General features: G+C 75.7%; 16 protein-coding genes. 6 read left to right on the forward strand and 10 right to left on the reverse strand.

Translation table 11 applies throughout. From position 1 onward, the window contains the following. Positions 1-113: 113 nt before the first annotated feature. Entirely contained in the window at positions 114-572 is a 459-nt protein-coding gene (locus tag ACFYU9_RS16930; protein ID WP_389213582.1) for an RrF2 family transcriptional regulator, read from the reverse strand. Positions 573-942: 370 nt separating this feature from the next. On the opposite strand from ACFYU9_RS16930, the gene ACFYU9_RS16935 reads away from it, so the two are divergent. After that, complete coding sequence (locus ACFYU9_RS16935) at positions 943-1791, forward strand: glutathione S-transferase C-terminal domain-containing protein (protein WP_389213584.1); 849 nt, start codon at positions 943-945, stop codon at positions 1789-1791. 296 nt (positions 1792-2087) lie between these two features. On the opposite strand, the gene ACFYU9_RS16940 is transcribed toward ACFYU9_RS16935, so the two are convergent. Next, positions 2088-3125 carry an NAD-dependent epimerase/dehydratase family protein gene (locus ACFYU9_RS16940; protein WP_389213586.1) on the reverse strand — a complete coding sequence of 346 codons (1038 nt, stop codon included), beginning with the start codon at positions 3123-3125 and terminating at the stop codon, positions 2088-2090. Between the two features lie 228 nt (positions 3126-3353). On the opposite strand from ACFYU9_RS16940, the gene ACFYU9_RS16945 reads away from it, so the two are divergent. Further along, positions 3354-3608: a DUF5133 domain-containing protein gene (locus tag ACFYU9_RS16945; protein WP_389213588.1), complete on the forward strand. Its 255-nt coding sequence runs from the start codon at positions 3354-3356 to the stop codon at positions 3606-3608. A 30-nt stretch (positions 3609-3638) separates the two neighbouring features. Then, positions 3639-3986, forward strand: coding sequence for a DUF3040 domain-containing protein (locus ACFYU9_RS16950; protein WP_389213589.1), 348 nt, complete (start codon positions 3639-3641; stop codon positions 3984-3986). Positions 3987-4013: 27 nt separating this feature from the next. On the opposite strand, the gene ACFYU9_RS16955 is transcribed toward ACFYU9_RS16950, so the two are convergent. Next, positions 4014-5288, reverse strand: coding sequence for a serine hydrolase (locus tag ACFYU9_RS16955; RefSeq protein ID WP_389345218.1), 1275 nt, complete (start codon positions 5286-5288; stop codon positions 4014-4016). A gap of 366 nt (positions 5289-5654) precedes the next feature. Between ACFYU9_RS16955 and ACFYU9_RS16960 the strand changes: the two genes are divergently transcribed. Beyond that, positions 5655-7607 (forward strand): NAD-binding protein, encoded by a 1953-nt coding sequence (locus ACFYU9_RS16960; RefSeq protein ID WP_389345316.1) that lies wholly within the window; start codon positions 5655-5657, stop codon positions 7605-7607. Between the two features lie 156 nt (positions 7608-7763). On the opposite strand, the gene ACFYU9_RS16965 is transcribed toward ACFYU9_RS16960, so the two are convergent. Beyond that, positions 7764-8009 carry a hypothetical protein gene (locus tag ACFYU9_RS16965; RefSeq protein WP_389213593.1) on the reverse strand — a complete coding sequence of 82 codons (246 nt, stop codon included), beginning with the start codon at positions 8007-8009 and terminating at the stop codon, positions 7764-7766. A 62-nt stretch (positions 8010-8071) separates the two neighbouring features. Next, positions 8072-8551 carry an NUDIX domain-containing protein gene (locus ACFYU9_RS16970; RefSeq protein ID WP_389213595.1) on the reverse strand — a complete coding sequence of 160 codons (480 nt, stop codon included), beginning with the start codon at positions 8549-8551 and terminating at the stop codon, positions 8072-8074. Between the two features lie 187 nt (positions 8552-8738). Between ACFYU9_RS16970 and ACFYU9_RS16975 the strand changes: the two genes are divergently transcribed. Continuing rightward, positions 8739-9062, forward strand: coding sequence for an ArsR/SmtB family transcription factor (locus ACFYU9_RS16975; RefSeq protein ID WP_389213597.1), 324 nt, complete (start codon positions 8739-8741; stop codon positions 9060-9062). Beyond that, positions 9059-9496, forward strand: coding sequence for an SRPBCC domain-containing protein (locus ACFYU9_RS16980; RefSeq protein WP_389213599.1), 438 nt, complete (start codon positions 9059-9061; stop codon positions 9494-9496). The genes ACFYU9_RS16975 and ACFYU9_RS16980 overlap by 4 nt, the downstream gene beginning before the upstream one ends. Before the next feature lie 22 nt (positions 9497-9518). On the opposite strand, the gene ACFYU9_RS16985 is transcribed toward ACFYU9_RS16980, so the two are convergent. The 5 genes from ACFYU9_RS16985 to ACFYU9_RS17005 form a co-directional block, all read right to left on the reverse strand. Further along, a complete protein-coding gene (locus ACFYU9_RS16985; protein ID WP_389345219.1) occupies positions 9519-10424 on the reverse strand; it encodes a formylglycine-generating enzyme family protein in 906 nt (301 codons plus the stop codon). A 200-nt stretch (positions 10425-10624) separates the two neighbouring features. Beyond that, on the reverse strand, positions 10625-12028 hold the full coding sequence (locus ACFYU9_RS16990; protein WP_389213603.1) for a sulfatase: 1404 nt from the start codon (positions 12026-12028) through the stop codon (positions 10625-10627). A gap of 380 nt (positions 12029-12408) precedes the next feature. Next, positions 12409-13611, reverse strand: coding sequence for an FAD-dependent oxidoreductase (locus tag ACFYU9_RS16995; RefSeq protein ID WP_389213604.1), 1203 nt, complete (start codon positions 13609-13611; stop codon positions 12409-12411). Further along, positions 13608-15029: an FAD-dependent oxidoreductase gene (locus ACFYU9_RS17000; RefSeq protein WP_389345220.1), complete on the reverse strand. Its 1422-nt coding sequence runs from the start codon at positions 15027-15029 to the stop codon at positions 13608-13610. Before ACFYU9_RS17000 ends, ACFYU9_RS16995 begins: the two co-directional genes overlap by 4 nt. Then, positions 15026-16474, reverse strand: coding sequence for an FGGY family carbohydrate kinase (locus tag ACFYU9_RS17005; protein ID WP_389345221.1), 1449 nt, complete (start codon positions 16472-16474; stop codon positions 15026-15028). Before ACFYU9_RS17005 ends, ACFYU9_RS17000 begins: the two co-directional genes overlap by 4 nt. Between the last annotated feature and the right edge of the window lie 133 nt (positions 16475-16607).

Genomic DNA, 16607 nt, shown 5'->3' on the forward strand with positions numbered 1-16607 from the left:
GGATAGTGACAGAGGGGCGTCCCGACCCCCAAGAGGCGTCCGTATCGCGGACATCGAGGTCTCAGTGGATGGATGTAACGCTCATGACCTGGGTGTTTCCAGGGACTTGACGCTCAGGGGTTGGTCCAGGCGTCCGGGGCCTCCGCGAGCGCGACGACCTGCGGCGGCAGCTTCGCCGCGGCGATGTCGGCCAGCGAGACGCCTTCGAGCACCTGGCGGACGTTCGCCCGCAGCGCCACCCACAAGGTCAGCAGCGACTCGGCCGGACCCGTGTACGACAGCTCCGGCGGCCGCACCCCGCGCACCGACACCAGCGGCCCCTCCACGCACCGGATCACGTCGGCGACCGAGATCTCCGAGGCGGGCTTGGCGAGCCAGTAGCCGCCGTTGCCGCCGCGCTGGCTCTGCACCAGACCGCCCTTGCGCATGTCGCCGAGGATGCCCTCCAGGAACTTGTGGGAGATCCCCTGGTTCTCGGCGATGGCCTCGGCCTTCACCGGCCCGGCGTCCTGGGCCGCGGCGAGCTGGAGCGCGGCGCGCACCGCGTAGTCGGCCCTGGCTGAAATGCGCATACGCGCATTATGACTGGCCGTCCCGTTCCGCACCCTTGACGAGCGCCACGACCGCTCCCACACTCGAAGACGGGAATCCGAGCGAACAGGTAGGGAAGCATGAGCGCCAGGCCCGCACCGGACACGGCAGCCGCCGTCCGGCCGCCGCGCCCGCTGGCCCTGACCTCCCGCCGTCACATCGACCTGCTGCGGGTCTGCGCCCAGGCGTAGCCGCCCCCGTACGACCTCGCCCGCACCCGGCCCGCCGGCATCCCCCGTCCATCGGCCTTCCCGCCGGCCGGCACGCCTTCCCGTACCTCTGCTGCCTCCCGGCGCGCGCAGACCTCTGCCCGCGCCCCGGCGACCCAGCACCGAGCACCCAGGGAGAACCATGTCCGTCGTCCCCGTCCGCACCGCCACCCCCGACTTCCGGGGCCGCATCGGCAGCGACATGAGCAGCGGCCACTACGCCGTGCCGCACCGCTACCGGCTCCATCTCGCCGCCGCCGACCCCGGCTGTCTGGGCGTCGCCGTGACCCACGCACTCCTCGGCCTCGACGACGTGCTGCCGCTGACCGTGCTGCCCGCGCGCCCCGACACCGCCGACGGCGGATACGACGTGCTGCGGCCCCTGTACGAGGCCAGCGCGCACCTGTACACCGGACCGGCGGCCGCGCCCGTGCTCAGCGACGGCTGGACCGGGCGCATCGTCACCACCCATGTGCCGGACATCCTGCGCGACCTCGCCCTGCGCTTCCGCGGCGAAGGGCCCGAGCTGCTGCCCGAGGGCCGCCAGGACGAGATCCGGGCCGTCGCCGACCTGTGCGAGCACAGCGTGCAGGCCGCCGCCCAGCGTGCCGGGGAACTCGGGCTCGACGACACGGCGGCCCACCGCGACCCGCTCACCGTGCTCTTCGCCGCCCTCGGATCGCTCGAACGGCGCCTCGCCCGCCACCCGTACGTCCTCGGCGACACGCTCACCGCCGCCGACGTCACCGTCTGGGTCACGCTCGTCCAGCTCGACACCGTGCACCGCTGGCACCTCGACGCCGCCGCCATGGAACGCGTCGCCGGCCACACCGCCCTCTGGGCCTACGCCGGACGGCTCGCCGCCCGCCCGGAGTTCGGCCGGCACCTCGACGTGGCCGGGCTGCTCGCCCGGCACCGGGCGCACTGCCGGGGCCGGGAGGCGGCGGGTGCCGCGATGCGGATCGTGGACTGGGACGCCACGCGCGGCTGAGCGGGACCGAGGACCGCGCGGGCCGATGGGGAGGGAGCCGCGCGGCCCGGGGCGGAGCTGCGAGCCGCGCGGGCCGAGCGGGTCGAGGGAGAGGGAGCCGCGCGGCCCGGGGGCGGGGCTACGGGCCGCGCGGGCCGAGGAGGGAAGGGCCCGAGCCGACCGGGAGTGGGGCCTGAGAGGGCCGGAGGGCCGAGGGAGGAAGAGCCCGCGCGGACCCGAGCGTTGGGGCCGAGCGGGGCAGGAGGTACGGGGAGGGCGGTGCGGTCGGTTCGGGCCGGGGGAGGGCGCTCGGCCGGTCAGCCGAAGCGGCGGCCGGCCAGTGGCCCGGTGGCGTCGCCGCCGCCCGCCCGGGCGCCGCGCAGAAAGGCCTCCAGGGCCTCCACCGAGGTCCTGGACGGCGCCCAGCCCAGCTCGTGCCGCGCCCGCTCGGTCGCGAGCAGCGGCAGCCGCAGCACCGCGTCGAAGAGATCCGGCGACGCGGGCACCGCCCGCAACCGCCAGGCCGCCGCGAGCACGCCGCGCACCGCCGAGCTCGGCACCTTCACCGGCTTCGCGTCGAGCAGCCCGGCCAGCACCTCCGCGTCGACGACCGGCTCGGCCGCCAGGTTGAACGCGCCCCGCACGTCCCGCAGCAGCGCCCGCCGGTACGCGTCGGCGGCGTCGTCGGTGTGCAGGGCCTGGAAGGTCAGCCCGGACAGCTCCGGCACGAGCGGCAAGAGCTCCGGCCGGAACAGCTGCCCCGGCACCCAGCGCCCCGCGAAGAGCCGCCGCTGCTCGCTCGCCGCCTCCTCCTTGAACAGGAAGCACGGCCGCATCCGCACCACCCGCGTCTGCGGATGATCGCGCTCGAAGGTGTCCAGGACCCGCTCCAGATACGCCTTCTCCCGGGTGTACGCGGCCCCCGGCCAGCCGTGCGTCGGCCACGCCTCCGACACCGGCGCGCCGCCCGTCGGCCCCGGGGAGTAGGCGCCGACCGAGGAGGCGTGCACCAGGACCGGGACGCGCGCGGCGGCGACCGCGTCGAAGACCCGTACCGCGCCGAGCACATTCGTCCGCCAGGTCTCCACCGGATCGTGCGTCGGCTGGAACCGCCAGGCCAGATGGACCACGGCATCCGCGTCCGCCACGTACTGGGCGAGCCGGGGCTCGTCGCCGTCCCGCGACAGGTCCACCTCCGCCCACTCGGTCCGCTCCAGCGCCAGCCGGGGCCGGCGGCGGGCCAGGCCGAGCACGGACGTGACCCGCGGCTCCCGCTCCAGGGCCCGCAGCAGGCTCGTCCCGACGTTCCCGGTGGCACCGGTGACGACCACGCGCAGCCGCTCGCTCGGACTCATGTCTCGACCTTCCGCCATCGCGGCCGTCCCCGCATGCGGGAACCCCGCCGCGGCCGCGCCCGGACGGCACCGATGACCCAACGTGACGGCATCGGTCGCGCGCGTGAGCGGCTGACCCCACGATGGACGGGCCGGGGAACCGGTGGGCCGTACGGCCGCACGACGACGTGCCCGTACGCCCGCGTGGCCGTACGGCGTCCCAGAAGGACCGAAGGACCGGAGGACCGGATGCTGCTCCCGGACAGAACCACGATCGACCGCCTGCTGCGCACCTTCCGCGAACAGGAGCGGATGGTCCTCGCCAGGCCGTACGACCTGGCGGCCCGGAGACGGTTCGAGGACACCGCGTACACCTTGTGCGTCCTGATGGGGGAGCGCAGCGCACGCCGGGCGGTGCACGCCGCCGAGCGCTACACGGCGGACGCCGGGTCCGGCCTCGGCGTGTGCGGTTCGCCGAGCGTGAGCGGGGTAACCGCCGAGTAGGCCGGACGGATCGGGCGGGAGGTGCCGGTCATGGACGGATCGGGTGCGGGGCTCTCGCCGCGCGAGCGGCGGATCCTCGACGAGATCGCGCACGACCTCGGCGCGGACGCCTCCCTCGCCCGGTCCCTCGGCGGCCGCGGGACGCGGATCCGGTTCCGCGGCGGCCGGCTCACGGGCCCCGCCGCGGTCTTCCTCGGCTCACTGGCCCTCGCCCTCTTCGTGGCGGCCGTCGCCTCCGGATCCCCGGTGCTCATCTGGGTGTTCGCCGCGGTCTGGGCGCTCACCCTGGTGTGCCTGCTGCGGCTGCTGCTCCGCTGGTCGCGCCGCCATCTGACCGGTGACGAACGCCCCCGCCCCGACGCGGACGACAGCGTCTGACCAGCGGTTCTCTCACCGTACGGCCCGTCAGTTGCCGCGGGCGCCGAAACGGCGCCACAGCCACAGCGAGAGCGCCGCGCCGAGCGCCGAGCCCACCAGGGCCAGCGGCAGCCCGGCCGCGCCGCCGGACGGGGCGGCGTCCCTGGCGGGGGGCTTCGCACCGGTCGCCGCCGCGGCCTGCACGCCCGCGCCGGGCTCCGGTCCCGCCTTCGCCTGCACCCGGTCCTGGGCCGTCCCCTGGGCCGACGCCCGGACCGTCGCCGGCACCGGGGCGCGCACCGGCTCGGGCGACGGCGGGCGCTGCGCCTTGGCCAGGTCCTTCGCGGGCTTCAGGGAGCCCACCGGCTGCACCCGCCCCCACGCGTCGAAGCCCCAGTCGAGCAGCTCCCGCGCCTCCTCGTACACGGCGAACCCGCCGCCGCCCTGCGGGTTCATCACCGACACCACGAGCGTCCGCGAGCCGTGCCGGGCGGCGACCACCAGGGTGTTGCCCGCGCCGCTGGTGTAGCCGTTCTTCACACCGATGAGACCCGGATAGCGCGCGACCCCGTCCGCGCCGGTGAGCAGCCGGTTGGTGTTGGCGATGCCGTACGACCACCCGCCGGCCGGGAAGTCGGCGTACGCGGTCGAGCAGTAGCGGGTGAACTGCGGGTCCTGGAGACCCGTACGGGCGAACACCGCCAGGTCGTAAGCGGAGGACACCTGGCCCGGCGCGTCGTAGCCGTCCGGCGAGACCACCCGGGTGTCGCGGGCGCCGAGCGAGCGGGCCTTCTCCTGCATCTGCTTCGACATCGACCGCCAGCCGCCGTTCATGGCGGCGAGCACGTGCACGGCGTCGTTGCCCGAACTGAGGAAGACCCCGTTCCACAGGTCCGACACCTTGTACGTCAGGCCCTCCTTCACGCCCACCATGCTGCTGCCCTCGCCGATGCCCTCCAACTCCTCGTCGCGGACGGTGTGACGCTCGCCCGGGGCGTGGTGGGGCAGCGCCGTCAGCGCGAACAGCGTCTTCAGCGTGCTGGCGGGCGGCAGCTGCTTGTGCGCGTTGCGCGCCGCGAGCACCTCGCCCGTGGCCGCGTCGGCCACCAGCCACGACAGCGCCGAGACGGACGGCAGCTCCGGGGCCCCGCGCAACGGCTGCACCTGGCTGCCGGAGCGGTCGAGGCGGGCGGGATCGACGAAGGGCCGCGCGGGCGGCGTGGGCTCCGCGACGGCGGCGGCCGAGGCCGCCGGGACCGGCAGGGCGAGCAGCAACGCCGCGGCACCGGCGGCGGCATGGCGGACAGCTGGCATGACGATCATTCAGCCACCGTAGGAACGCCGCCCGCGGCCCGCAGATCGGACTGCGCCGACCGGCGTAGACGGTCACGCGACCGGGGTGCGCCGGGGTGGGGCCGCGGCGCGACCGGCGTGGGGCCGGGGCGCGACCGGCGTGGGGTCGGGGGCGGGGCCGGGTTGTGGGGGTGAGCGGGACGGCGGGGCGCCGGCGTGCCGGTGATCCGGGCGCCGTACGTCCGCCCCTCCGCCCCTGCGGCCGCCCCCGCGGCCCGCGCCGCCCCGGCCACCGGTCCGGCCGTCAGTGGGGCAGGGCATGCTGGTGACGTGTCCTCATTCCCGTACCAGAGCAGGCCCGTTGCCCCGACGGGTGCCCCGCCGCCGTCCGAGCACATGATCGTCTGCGGTGACGACGTCCTCGCCCACCGGCTCTCGGCCGAACTCAACGAGATGTACGGGGAGCGGGTCACCCTGCTCGTCCCGCCGCCCGGCGAGCGGCCGGGCCGGGGCGGCCGGGTCGTCGGGCGGCCCGAGGCGCGCACCGGGCGGGCCATGGCGCTCTTCGGACGGGTGACGGCGGCCGTCACCCGCACGACCGGGACCGGGAGTGGAAGTGGGAGCGGTGGCGCGCCGACGGCGGGTGCCGCGGAGGAGCGGCCGGCGGTGCGGGTCGTCGAGACCGCGGAGGTCGACGACACCGCGCTGCTCGACGCGGGCGTCGAGCGGGCCGCCGCGCTCGCCCTGGTGCACGAGGACGACGAGCGCAACATCCGTACGGCGCTCGCCGCCCGCCGGCTCAACCCGCGCCTGCGGCTGGTCATCCGGCTCTACAACCGCAGGCTCGGCCAGCACCTGGCCACCCTCCTCGACCAGGCCGCGGCCGTCGTCGAGCCGGGCCTCGACCCGGGCAAGCTGGACGCCGCCACGACCGTGCTCTCCGACGCCGACACCGCCGCTCCGGCGCTCGCGGCCACCGCCGTCGCCGGCAGCAAGAAGGTCATCCAGGCCGGCGGGCTGCTGCTGCACGCCGTCGATCGCACCCCGTCCGCGCCGGGCGAGGCCGCCGACCCGGGCCTGTGTCCGCTCGCCCTGCTCTCCGCGACCGCCGGCGACCCGGCCGGCTGCGAGGGCTCCGAGCGCAGCGGAGATCAGGGCCCGCGGCTGCTGCCCGCCGAGGCCGAGGTGGCGGCCGCCACCGGGCGCGGAATCGTCGCCCTGGAGACGCTCCGCTACGAGGGTCCCGCGCAGACCTCCGGCTGGCTCGGCGCGTCCGGGCTGCCCGTCGGCTCGCTGTTCTCGCGGCGGCTGCGCTGGTCGCTCGCCGGGGTCGCCGCGGCCGTCGTCGCGCTCACCCTCGCGTCCACGCTCACCACCGGCGACCATCCGCTGCACGCGGCCTATCTGATCCTGCTCGACATCTTCGCCATCGGCGATCCGGCCGTCGGGCAGCCGACCAGCCGTCAGGTGCTGCAGATCCTCGCCGGATTCGTCGGACTGCTCCTGCTGCCCGTGGTGATCGCCGCGCTCCTGGAGGCCTTCGGCACCTTCCGCAGCGCGACCACCCTGCGCCGGCCGCCGCGCGGACTGTCCGGGCACGTCGTGCTCCTCGGCCTCGGCAAGGTCGGCACCCGCGTGCTCGCCCGGCTGCGCCGCATGAACATCCCGGTGGTCTGCGTCGAGGCCGATCCCGAGGCCCGCGGGCTCGCGCTCGCCCGGCGGCTGCGGGTGCCGACCGTCATCGGCGACGTCACGGAGGAAGGCGTCCTGGAGGCCGCCCGCATCCACCGCGCCGGCGCCCTGCTCGCCCTCACCAGCGTCGACATCACCAACCTGGAGGCCGCGCTGCACGCCCGCTCGCTCAGCCCCGGGCTGCGGGTCGCGCTCAGGCTGTACGACGACGACTTCGCCACCGCCGTCTACCGCACCCTGCGCACCGCCTACCCGCACGCCGTCACCCGCAGCCGCAGCGTCTCGCACCTCGCGGCGCCGGCCTTCGCCGGATCGATGATCGGCCGCCAGATCCTCGGCGCCATCCCCGTCGAGCGCCGGGTGCTCCTCTTCGCCGCCCTCGACGTCGCCGACCATCCGCTCCTGGCCGGCCGCACCACCGCCGAGGCGTTCCGCCCGGGGGCCTGGCGCGTGATCGCCCGCGGTGACGCCGGCGTGCCGCACGACCGCTCCGGCTACGTCCCGGTCTGGGAGCTGCCGCCCGGCACGGTCCTCGGCCCCGGCGACCGCGTCGTCCTCGCCGCCACCCGCCGCGGCCTCGCCGAACTCCACGGCCGCCACCCGAGGCAGCCGGGGGAGGACGCGCCCACCGAGCCGGCGGGGGAGCACGTCGGCTGAGAGGCGGCGGCGGGCCCGTGGAGCCCGCGTCCGCGCGCCGGACCGTCGGGGAGACGGATCACGACCGCGTGCCACGGACCCCGTGCCGCACGCGAAAGGCCGGCTCAGCGCGGTGCCGCCGCCCTCGGCGACCCGCGCCGACGACCCTCCCGGCGCTCACCCCGCCCTCCCCCGTTCGGCGGCGGGGGAGGCCCGCAACGCCGCCACCAGGCCGAGCAGCCGCGCCTCGTTCCCGGAAAGCCCCGCTTCGCGCAGCGCCGCGTCGGCCTCCGCCATCGGATGCGTGAGCATCGCCGCCGCGTACGGCTCCAGGTGCGGGTCGGAGAGCACGGCCTGGGTGGATTCCAGCAGCCGCAGATACGCCTGGGCGGCGGCGCGCTCGCGGCCGGTGATGGTCGTCATGTCGGGCTCCCTGTCCGATGGTTCGAGACTGACGCGTCCACCCTCTCGTACGGGTCTGACAATCAGGCCCCGGCGGCGTCCAGGCGGTCCGCGAGCCGGGTCAGGAACACCCGCTGACCGGCCACCAGAAGCGGTTCGGCGTCCGCGAGTCCGTACCAGCCGACCCGGTCGACCTCCGGGAACTCGCGCTGTGTGCCCGAGCCGCGCGGCCACTCCATCGTGAAGGTCCCCGGCACCACCGCCGCCGGGTCGAGATCCGCCTCCACCGCCCAGACGGTGACGACCTTTCCGCTGCCCTGCCGGGCCTCGCCGAGCGCGATCCACTCCCCGTCCGGCGCCGGCAGCCCCAGTTCCTCCTCGAACTCCCGGCGCGCCGCCGCCTCGGGCGGCTCCTCCTGCCCGTACTCGCCCTTGGGGACCGACCAGGCGGCCTCGGACCGGGAGGCCCAGAACGGGCCGCCCATGTGGGCGATCAGGACCTCCGTCCCGCCGTCCGGGGTGCGGCGGAAGAGGAGCAGACCGGCACTGCGCTTCTCGGGCATGGCGCCCAGTGTGGCGGACCGGTCGGCCCGATGCGACCGGTCCGCCGTCCCGCGCCGCGCCCCCCATGCGACCGATCCGGCTTCCCGCGCCGCGCCCCCGATGCGACCGGTCGGCCATCCCGCGCCGCGGGCCTCGACGCGTCGGAAAAGATTGACGCGTCGGAGAATCCCGACGTAATGTGGCGGCATGCCCACCGACGTGTTCGGCGTGCTGGCCAATCCGGTGCGCCGCAAACTGCTCGAAACCCTGCGGGAAGGACCGCGCTCCACCGGCGAGCTGGCCGCGATGTTCGCGCTCGGCCGGCCGGCCGTGTCCGAGCACCTGGCCGTGCTCAGGTCCGCCGGACTCGTGCAGGAGGAGCCGCGCGGCCGCCATCGCTACTACCACCTCCGGCCGGCCCGCCTGGTCGAGGTGAGCGACTGGCTCCACCCCTTCGAGCACTACTGGAACCGGCGCCTCGACGCCCTGTCCGACTTCCTGGACGAACAGAAAGAGGAGAACGAGACATGACCGATCAGTCCGCGACCGACACCATCCACTGCGCCAAGTTCCTGGCCCACCCGCCGGCCGCCGTCTGGGCCGCGCTCACCGAACCCGGGCTGCACGTCCGCTGGTGGGCCGCCGGGGACGTCAAGCCGGTCGTCGGTCACCGGTTCACGCTCGACATGGGCGACTTCGGCGTCCAGCCCTGCGAGGTCACCGAGGTCGAGGACGAGCGGCTGTTCACCTACCGCTTCGCCGAGGGCACCCTCGACACCACGATCACCTGGCGCCTCGAACCGGAGGGCACGGGCACCCGCCTCTTCCTCACGCACGCCGGCTTCGACCTCGACTCGCCGCTCGGCCGCCAGGCGTTCGCCGGCATGACCGCGGGCTGGCCGCACGTCATCGACCGCCTCGTCCCGCTCCTGGACGAGGAGTCGGGCGCCTCCGCCGCGGAGTGACGCCCGATCGACGAGGCACCCCTCAGGCCGGACCGGCCGCCACCCGGAAGCCGATGTTGCCGGTCGAGCTGTCGGGCGTGTTCGAGCTGCGGGCCGCGACACGGTAGCGGTTGCAGTAGGAGTCGTGGCAGAGGTACGAGCCGCCGCGCATCGCCCGGGACGTCTCCTCGCCGGGAGCGAACCGGTCCGCGCACCACTCCCAGACGTTGCCGACCGTGTTGTAGAGGCCGAAGCCGTTGGGCCGGAAGGACTTCACCGGAGCCGTGGAGACATGGCCGTCGGCGGCGGTGTTGACGTCCGGGAAGTCGCCCCGCCAGATGTTGCAGAGGTGGCGGCCGCCGGGCGCCAGTTCGTCCCCCCACGGGTAGCGTCGCTGCTCCAGGCCGCCGCGGGCCGCGTACTCCCACTCGGCCTCGGTGGGCAGGCGGGTGCCCGACCAGGCGCAGTACGCCTGGGCGTCGTTCCAGGACACATGGACGACGGGGTGGTTCTGCCGGTCGGTGACGTGCGAGCCCGGGCCCTCGGGGCGGCGCCAGGAGGCGCCCTCCACCGCCCGCCACCACGGCACGGCCGCCACGGGCCGGGAGGCCGCCGCCACCTCCTCGGCGAGGAAGGCCCCGAAGACGAAGGAGAAGCCGAAGCGCTCCGCCTCGGTGGTGTGGCCCGTGGCCTTCACGAAGGTGGCGAACTGGGCGTTGGTGACGGCCGTGGCCGAGATCCGGAACGGTGCCACCGCGACCTCCCGCACCGGCCCCTCGGCATCCGCGGGGAAGCCGTCCGGGTCGTCGGTGCCCATCAGGAAGCGGCCGCCGGGAAGGCGGATCAGCTGCCGGGCCACCCGTGAGGGCGGCGGCGCGGGAGGCGGGGGTGCGAGGGTGAGCGCCGGGCCATGGGCGTCGGCGCGGCCGGGGGTGCAGCACGAGGACATGGCGGCTCCGTCGGGACGGCGGGCGGCGCGGGGGCCCCGGGCGCGGGGGGCGGGGGGCCCGGCGGGGGGGGCGGGGGGGGGGGGGGGGGGGGGGGGGGGGCCGGGGCGGGGGGCCCCGCCCCCCCGGCCGGATCTTCCGTGAGGGTGCGTTTCGGTGCGGTCGGGCCCGAGTGGTCGGGTGGAGCGCTCGGCCCGAGTGGTCAGGCCGTGCGGTCGGCGGCGAGCCGCGCGGCGAGGGCGGGGATCCCGAGGGCCTGCTCGTCGGCCGGCGTGGCCTGGTAGAGCTTGTTGGTCAGCTGGTACGGGTCGTTCACCAGGTCGTAGTACTCGCGGAAGGTGACCTGGCCGGTGCCGGAGACGGTGCCGTTCCCGTCGGTCGTCAGGTCGTAGTACTCCGTGTACTGCTTGTCCTTGGCGACGTACGTGGACCAGGTCGGCACCCCGCCGGCGGCCGTGCCCTGCTTCCACCACTCCACGAGCAGGTGGTCACGGCTCGCGGACGACAGCAGGGACTGGCCGTCCTGCGGGGTGTCGGGCGTGATGCCCGCCGCGTCGAGGATGGTCGGCGCGATGTCGATGTTCGCGACGATGCGGTTGTCCACGGTCCCCGCGGCCCGTCCGCCGGCCGGCCAGGAGAGGTAGAACGGCACCTCGTGGGCCGGGCGGTAGGGCACCGACTTGGCGGTCCAGCCGTGGTCGCCCCAGCTGAAGCCGTTGTCGCCGATGTAGATGACGAGGGTGTTGTCGAGCTGGCCCAGGGCCTGGAGCTTGTCCTTGAACGCCTGCACCGCGTCGTCGACGGAGAGCAGGGTGCGCAGCTGCTCGGCACGGATGGTCCGGCCGTCGGCGAGGGTGCCGGTGGCGTTCTTGATGTAGGGCGGCTTGTCGCTGCGGTCGTTCTCGGGGACCGAGGGCCGGCCGTTCCAGTCCGGGACGACGGTGTCCGCGTACTTCGCCTCGGGCGTGCGCGGACCGTGGGAGGCGTACGGGGTGACGTAGGCGAACCAGGGCCGGGAGTCGGTGGCGGCCTTGTCGAGGAAGTTCAGCGTGCGGTTCTTGATGATGTTCGTGGTGTAGCCGTTGATCGTCTGGACGGTGCCGTCGACGTTCCACTGGGCGTTGACGTAGGCGGGCTGGAGGAGGGCGAACTCCTCGAAGTGCGGCGGGTTGTCCGACAGCGTCCAGGAGTTGAGGTACTTGCCGAACAGGCCGGTGCGGTAGCCCGCCTGCTTGAGGTACCGCTGCACGGTGGTGTTCTGGTCCAGCGCGTACGAGGCCTTGTTGTTGCGCACACCGTGGTTGTGGGCGTGACGGCCGGAGAACACGCTGGAGCGCGAGGGCGCGCACAGCGGGGTGGCGACGTGGCCGTTGGAGAACCTGACGCCCTGGTCGGCGAGCCAGGCCAGGGTCTTGGGCAGGGCCCAGTCGGTGTGCTTCGGCTGGTCGTCGGTGACGATCAGCAGGATGTTGGGGCGGCCGGCGGCAGCGGCCGGGCCGGCGGCGGCGACCTGCGCGAGGCCGGGTACGGCCGTGGCGGCCGCGACGGCGGCGGCGCCGCCGAGGAAGCCGCGGCGGCTCACCGGGTGTCGTCTGTTCTCGCTCATGATGTCCACTTCTCCTGGAGCTCGACGCAAGAGGGCACGGCGGACGGGCGGCTGCGGGCCGCCGACCGCCGCGGTGCGGAAGGGGAAGAGACGGGAGCCGGGCGGAAGCGCCGGGTGGGGATCCCGTGGGAGAGGAGGGCGCGTTCAGCGCGCCGGGGCGACCGTACACAGGGCGCTCGCCGTGTGCCCCTGGTCGACGTGGCGGCGCGCAGTGAGGATTCCTGCTGCCATGTCCATGACGATAGAGGAAGCGGAACCGCCGCTCCATGTACGGCGGATGAAATGGCGGACCGCCCCGTGGTCCCCGCCGCGGTCCGCCCTTGGCCGGTCTGCCCCTGGCCGGTCCCCGCCGCGGTCCGCGACCGGCCGGACGACGCCCGCTACGTCTTCCGGATTCCGCGCCCGTCGAGCCGTACCAGCACCGGTCCGCCCGACGGATCCGCCTGCGCCGCCCACGCGGCCGTGTGCCGCAGCGAGCGGTGCGGTTCCACAAGTGCCGGGAGGCGCTGCTCGTGGAGCAGCCGGTCGTCCTGGCGCACCGTCAGGACCGGCCGGAGGAGACGGGTCGCGGGGCGGAGCAGCAGCGTGGCGGCGGGGGCGGTGAGCCGGCCCGGCGACAGCCAGCGCAGCTCGCCCGCCGGTACCAGCGCGAGCCCCGGCGCCGGCCAGGGCTCACCCGCCAGATGCGCCAGGACCGCCGCGGCCGCCGCGCGGCCCTCCGCCGCGGCCACCACGGCCGGTTCGACGCCCCGCAGCAGGTTGCCGGCCGCGAAGACGCCCGGGACCGGCGTACGGAAGGCGGAGTCGACCGACGGGCCGCGGGTGGCGCGGTCCAGCGGGACGCCCGCCGAGCGGGCCAGTTCGTGGTCCGGCAGCCAGTCGCCGGTGAACACCACCGTGTCGCACCGCAGCAGCCCCGTCCGGCCGTCCGCACCGCGCACCAGGACGCCCGACAGCCGCCCGCGGCCCACGAGTTCGGTCACCGTCGCCCCGTGCAGGACGGGCGTGTCCGGCACCCGCGGCCCCCGGGGCCGGTCCGCGACGACGGCCGCCACCGCGACCCCGGCCCGGCGCAGGGTGCGGGCCGCGTGCCGGGCGACCGGGTCGGCGCCGACGACGACCGCACGGCGTCCGATCCGCTCCCGGCGCAGCCCGAACAGCTCCACGGACTGCTGGAGTTCACCCGTGCTCAGCACGCCGGCCGGCCGCGATCCCGGCACCAGCCGGGCGCTGCGCGGCCGCTCCCGCGCGCCCGTGGCGAGGAGCACCGCCCGGGCCGTGATCCGCTCCGGCCCGGTGGGAGCCGTGACCTCCACCGTCAGCGGGCCGGCCCAGCCGGTCGCGCTCACCCCGGTCCGCACGACCGCCCCGGCCCGCACCGCGGCCCGCACCGCCCGGCGGGCGTAGGCCGGACCCGGCCAGGCCCCGAAGCCGGGGCGCGCGCAGTGCCGCGGCACCCCGCCCGCCGCCGTCTCCCGCTCCAGGACCTCCACCCGGCCGGCCCCCGCGGCCGCGAGCCGCGCCGCGGCGGCGAGCCCCGCCGGGCCGCCGCCCACGATCAGCACGTCCACCGAACGGTTCACCGCGCCCCCTCCTCGAACAGTGCCCGGACCGCCGCCCCGCAGGAGAAGCCCTGGCAGCGGCCCGCCCGCGCCCGGGTACGGCGCCGCAGCCCGTCGAGGGACGCGGGCGGCACGGTGGAGGCGAGCGCGTCGCGGATCTCGCCGCGGGTCACCCGCTCGCAGTGGCAGACGATCGCGCCGTACGCGGGGTCGCGGGCGATCAGCCCGGCGTCCCGGTACGGGCGGGGGAACGCCTCGCCGAGGTTCGGCATCCGCACCGGCGCGAGAGGACGCCCGGCGCCCAGCTCCAGACCCGCCGCGGCGAGGAGTTCCACCGTGTGCCGGCCGAGGGCCATCGAGGCCGTCAGGCCGGTGGAGCGGATGCCACCGACCGTCACGTACCGCAGCTCGGGATGGGCGGCGATCCGGTAGTCCTCGGCGCCGGTGGCGGCGCGCAGGCCCGCGTAGACGGCGGTGACCTCCTCGTCGAGCAGCGCGGGCAGGATCCGGCCGCCCTGCGCGCGCAGCGAGGCGAGCCCCTCGGCCGTCGAACCGGTCGCCGCCTTGTCGTCCAGGTCCTCGGCGGTCGGCCCGAGCATCACGTTGCCGTACACCGTCGGCGCGATCAGCACGCCCTTGCCGAGCGCGCCGGGCACCGGAAGCAGGATGTGCCGGACCAGGCCGCGCGCGAACTTGTCGAAGACCATGAGCTGTCCGCGCCGCGGGGTGACCGTGAAGTCGTACCGCCCCATCAGCGCGTCGAAGGCGTCCGCGTGGAGTCCGCAGGCGTTGACCAGGAAGCGGGTGCGCAGCACCCCGCGCCGGGTGATCAACCGGTGCGGGGCGCCGTCGTCACCCGGCCGGATCCGCTCCACCGGGCAGTCCAGGTGCAGGTCGACACCGGAGCGCACGGCCTGGGTGGCGTAGGCGAGCGGGGTCGTCCACGGGCAGATGACGGCCTCGCCCGGCACGCCGAGCGCGCCCAGTGCCCCCGGACCCAACTCCGGTTCGCGGGCGTACAGTTCGGCGGCCGTGAGCGGCCGGGTGCCGTGGTGCCCGTTGCGTACGGCCTTGTCGGCGAGGCGGGGCAGCGCCGCGAGCTGCTCCTCGTCCCAGGCGACGAGCAGCGCGCCGACGGGCTCGACGGGGATGCCGGTCTCCTCGGCGTACGCGGCGAGCAGCCCGGCGCCCTCGCGCACGAGCCGGGCCTCCAGGGAGCCGGGCACCGCGTCGAAACCGGTGTGCAGGATGGCCGTGTTGGCCTTCGAGCTGCCCTCGCCGATGTCCCCGCTCGCCTCCACGAGCGCGACCCGCAGCGAGTGGCGCGCCAGCTCGCGGGCGATGGCGCAGCCCACCACGCCCGCGCCCACGACCGTGACGTCGTACGCGGCCCCGGGCGCCGAGCTGTCCGGCAGCGCCCCGCGCCGGGTGACGCTCATGCGCCGGATCCGTCGCCGTCGGCGAGCAGCGACGCCACCGCCGTGCGGAACCGGCCCAGCCGGTCCGCCGCCTCGTCCGCGGTGATCCGCGGCTCGTAGACCGCCGACGGCTTCCACACGGGCACGGCCTCGTGGAGAGGGAGTCCGGGGGAGTGTCCGAGGCGGGCGACGGCCGCGACGCCGAGGGCGGTGGCGTCGGGGAGGGCGGAGACCTCGACGGGGCGCTGGAGCAGGTCGGCCTGGGTCTGCATGAGCAGGGCCGAGCGGGTGAGGCCGCCGTCGACCCGCAGGGTGGTGAGCGGCGTGCCGAGGTCGCCGCCCGCGGCCGTGGCCAGCTCGGCCACCTGGGCGGCGATGCCCTCGCACAGGGCGCGGACCAGATGGCCGGGCCGGGTGTCGAGGCCCAGGCCGGTGAGCGAGCCGCGGACGTCGCCGCGCCACCAGGGGGCGGCCAGGCCGGCGAGGGCGGGCACGAAGGTGACGCCGCCGCTGTCGGGGACGGCGCCGCCGACCGGGTCGAGGTCCCGGGCGCCGCCGATCACTCCGAGGTCGGTGAGCCAGCGGACCGCGGAGGCGGCCGTGTAGACCTGTCCGTCCAGGCAGTAGCTGGTGTCTCCGGCGAGCCGCCAGGCGACACAGGCGACCAGGCCGGAGTCGCCGCGGCGCGGCGCGGGCCCGGTCTGGGCGAGCAGGAACGCCCCGGTGCCGTAGGTGCACTTGGCGGTGCCGGGTGCGGTCACGTCCTGGGCGAGCAGGGCGGCCTGCTGGTCGACGAGGAGGCCGGTGAGCGGGAGCGGCGGCCCGAAGGCGGTCGTGGTGCCGACGGGCGTGTCGCAGTCGACGACCCGCGGCAGCCGCTCCGCGCCGAGTCCGTAGACGTCGAGCGCGGCCTCGGACCAGGCGACGGTGTCCAGGTCGAGCAGTCCGGTGCGGCCGGCGGTGGCGGCGTCGGTGACGAAGGCGCCCGTGAGCCGGTGCACCAGCCAGGCGTCGCTCGTCGTGACCACGCCCGCGCCGGTCAGACTGCGACGGATCCAGGCCATCTTCGGAGCGGCGAAGTAAGGATCGAGCGGCAGGCCGGTGATCCGTGTCAACTCCGCGGCGTCACCGGCGAGTTCGGCGCAAACGGAAGCCGCCCGGCGGTCCTGCCAGACCAGCGCGTCGCCGAGCGGCTCACCGGTCCGCGGATCCCAGGCGAGCACCGTCTCGCCCTGGTTGGCGAGGCCGACGGCGACGGCGGGCTCGCCGGCCTCGCCGAGCGCCGCGCGTCCGGCCGCGACCACGGAGTCGTACAGCTCACGGGGGTCGACCTCGACGAGTCCGCCGGGCAGGGCGCGGGGGCGCACCGGGGCGAAACCGGCGCCGAGGACGCCGCGTTCGGGGCAGACGACGAGCGCCTTGGTGCCCGACGTGCCCTGGTCGACGGCGAGTACCGGGCCCGTCATGTGCGCGACTCCCTGTCGTCGGTCTGGCGTCGATCCGTGGAAGGCGGACCGGCGGGGTCCGCCGGGCTTCCTTGATCGTGGAACCGGTCAGCCTGATGCAGCCGTGACCGTCCGTCAAGACTTCCCGGCCGAG

The sequence above is a fragment of the Streptomyces sp. NPDC004327 genome (genome assembly GCF_042873935.1).
In the GTDB taxonomy this organism is placed as follows: Bacteria; Actinomycetota; Actinomycetes; order Streptomycetales; family Streptomycetaceae; genus Streptomyces.